Genomic DNA, 3,028 nt, shown 5'->3' with positions numbered 1-3,028 from the left:
TTCCTTTATCTGTTAAATAAGTAGAAACTGCTATCGATCTATCTTCTGATAATTTTTGGTTAAACTTTTCAGTTCCAGAATTATCTGTATGGCCTCTAATAATTAGATTGGTTCCACTATAATATCTTAAAGCTTCAGAAAGAGGTTCTAATATTGTTTTTATGTTGTCATTTAATACTGCTTTACTTGATTCAAAAGTTGTACTTCCAGGTAAAGCAAGATATAGTCCCTTGTCTACTTCAGTTACAATAGCCCCTGTATTTTCAAATGCTTTTACAAATTGAATATATCCTGCTACCACAGCGGCTTTTTGTTGAGCTTCTTCTAATTGAGCTTTTACTTTTCTATTTGTAGCTTTAATTCCTATTAAATTATTTTTAACATCTGTTAAAGTGTTCGCATTCAAATCTACAGTTTCATTCAAAGTTTGAATTTGCATCGGGATATCTGCCTTTTCCTCTGAGCTTGAACAAGCAGAAAGAGCTCCTACTACTAAAAGTCCTAATAATATTTTTTTCATGACTATTACCTCCTAGTTTTTAATTTCATTGATTGAACTATTTAATCCTTGTACTTGCATTTTAAGTTCTTCAGTTTCTGCTTTTAGTGACTCGTACTCACGTGTTTGAGTAGAAATAGTTTCACTTAATGTTTGAATTTGCATTGGAATATTTACCTTTTCTTCTGAGCTTGAACAAGCAGAAAGACCTCCTACTACTAAAAGTCCTAATAATATTTTTTTCATGACTATTACCTCCTATATTTAATGATATTACCTTAATATACCTTATTCTTATTAAAATAGTTGTCCTATTTGATACTAAAAAATGTTTTATTTTAAAAATAGAATGTATAGTTTAGTATATTTTTTTCTTTAAGGATAGACTAATTATGACTTAGTCTACAATTTGTGTTGTTTTCACCTCCTGTAGCAGTCTTTCTACTTCTATTTGAGTACACAAATTTTCTGAAAATGCTGAGGCACTTCCACATGCAATACCTAATTTAAATGCTGTTAAAATATCTAGGCCCTTATAAATAGCAGATGTAAATCCAGCTACTAAAGAATCCCCTGCACCTACAGAATTGATTAATTTTCCTTTTGGGGCACAGGATATATATGAAGCTGTAGGAGTGATAAGAAGTGCTCCATCTCCAGCCATCGAAACTACTATATTTTGAGCTCCTAAATCAAGTAATTTTTTCCCATATAAAATTATATCTTCTATAGATTCTAATTTTACATTAAATATATCTCCTAATTCGTGGTTATTAGGTTTTATCATATATGGTTTTCCCTTTATTCCCTCTAATAGGGCCTCACCTTTAGCATCTAGTATTACTTTTACTCCCTTTGGAATATTAGTCATAATATCTTTGTATATAGTCGAACTTATAGATTTTGGGACACTGCCAGAAAGAACTAAAGTGTCTCCATCTACTAATGATCCTAATTTTACTTTTAATTTTTTTAATGCTTCTGTTGATATATCAGGAGAGTTTCCGTTGATCTCACTCTCATTACTACTATCTTTCATCTTTATATTTATTCTAGTGTCGCCAGAGACTTCTATAAAGTCGTGATTTATATTCTTTTTATCTAAAGATTTTTTTATAAAATTCCCTGTAAATCCACCTACAAATCCTAGTGTTGTATTAGGAGTTTGAAGGTTATTCAGTACTTGACTCACATTTATTCCTTTCCCCCCTGGTAGTTTATATTCTGACTTTGTGAGGTTTATATTTCCAGGAATGAATTTTTCTATATTTATTATATAGTCTATAGATGGATTTAATGTTAATGTATAGATCATTTTATGACCTCCTCAATTGTTTTTATGTTATGATATCTATCATCTATAATAGTATCTGTAATTATCTTTACTTCTTCTAAATTACCAAATTTTGAAAACGATATTTTATTAAATTTAGTATGATCTGCTAAAATGTAGGAAACTTTTGAATTTTGAATAACTCTTTCTTTTATTAGGGCCTCATCTGGATCTGGAGTTGTCAGTCCAGCTTTTATATCTATAGAGTTTGAACCTATAAATGATATATCATAATTATAACTTTCAATGGTTTTGAGCGCATCCTTTCCAATCAATGCACCTGTTTTATGTTTTAACGCTCCACCTGTAAAATAACTTTTTATTTTGTATTTAGATAGTTCCTTTATATGGTGGATTCCGTTAGTTACTACAGTAACATCTTTTGATCTCATATGTTTTATAAGATATTCTGTAGTTGTCCCAGCATCTAAAAATACACAATCATTTTCCTTTATATAAGTAGAAGCAAGGAATGCGATATCCTCTTTAGCTTCATTATTTTGACTAATTTTGGAAACTAAATCCTCTTCATAGGATATATTAGATATACGGGCTCCTCCATGAACTCTGGTTAAAATTCCATTTCCCTCCATCCTTGCTAAATCTCTTCTAATGGTTGATTCAGATGTTTTTAACTTTTCTGTTAATTCTTTTAGCGTCACCGTTTTTTTTATTTCTAATATTGACTTTATAATCTCTTCTCGTTTTATTTGTATCATTTCACATCACCTACAACCATTATATTATACTTTTATACAAAATTCAATCATTTTCTTTCAAAATAATTCAAAAACGTTCAAATTAAGTGTGAAATAGACATTTAATAACTCGATAAAATAACGAAAATAACAATTTAAAGTCACCAATACTACATAGGGAAAAAACATAACTAATGTCAATAAAATTAAGTATTCAAGAAAAATTATAAAGTAAATAAAATAACACTATGTCAAAATAAATCATCTTCTAAAAAATATAAAAAAAAAGAAGTTTATTTCTTATAAAATATAAGAAATAAACCTCTTTAATAATATTTAACTTTCTAGATGTAACGTCACGTTGTTTACTTATTTTTCTAATTTTACCGTCTTTAAGGTTGCCCATCTATAAAAAGAAGCATCATAATTTCTTGCATTATAACCTATTTTTTCTAAAACAACTTGCATATGAGCAGATCTTATTCCAGCAGTACAATA

The 3,028-nt window shown here is 28.8% G+C and carries 4 protein-coding genes; all 4 read right to left on the bottom strand.

The features are described from left to right. Positions 1 to 520: OmpA family protein (locus WBG30_RS12525; protein ID WP_424505002.1), on the bottom strand; the 520-nt coding region annotated here is incomplete at its 3' end. A 12-nt stretch (positions 521 to 532) separates the two neighbouring features. Beyond that, positions 533 to 745, bottom strand: coding sequence for a hypothetical protein (locus tag WBG30_RS12520; protein ID WP_424505001.1), 213 nt, complete (start codon positions 743 to 745; stop codon positions 533 to 535). Between the two features lie 151 nt (positions 746 to 896). Continuing rightward, positions 897 to 1,814, bottom strand: coding sequence for a 1-phosphofructokinase (pfkB, locus tag WBG30_RS12515; RefSeq protein ID WP_424505000.1), 918 nt, complete (start codon positions 1,812 to 1,814; stop codon positions 897 to 899). Beyond that, positions 1,811 to 2,551, bottom strand: coding sequence for a DeoR/GlpR family DNA-binding transcription regulator (locus WBG30_RS12510; protein WP_424504999.1), 741 nt, complete (start codon positions 2,549 to 2,551; stop codon positions 1,811 to 1,813). The genes pfkB and WBG30_RS12510 overlap by 4 nt, the downstream gene beginning before the upstream one ends. Positions 2,552 to 3,028: the final 477 nt, after the last annotated feature.

This window comes from Psychrilyobacter sp. (assembly GCF_049671765.1).
Taxonomy (GTDB): Bacteria; Fusobacteriota; Fusobacteriia; order Fusobacteriales; family Fusobacteriaceae; genus Psychrilyobacter.
Note: the sequence above shows the minus strand (reverse complement) of the source record. Positions and strands in the feature narration are given on the sequence as shown.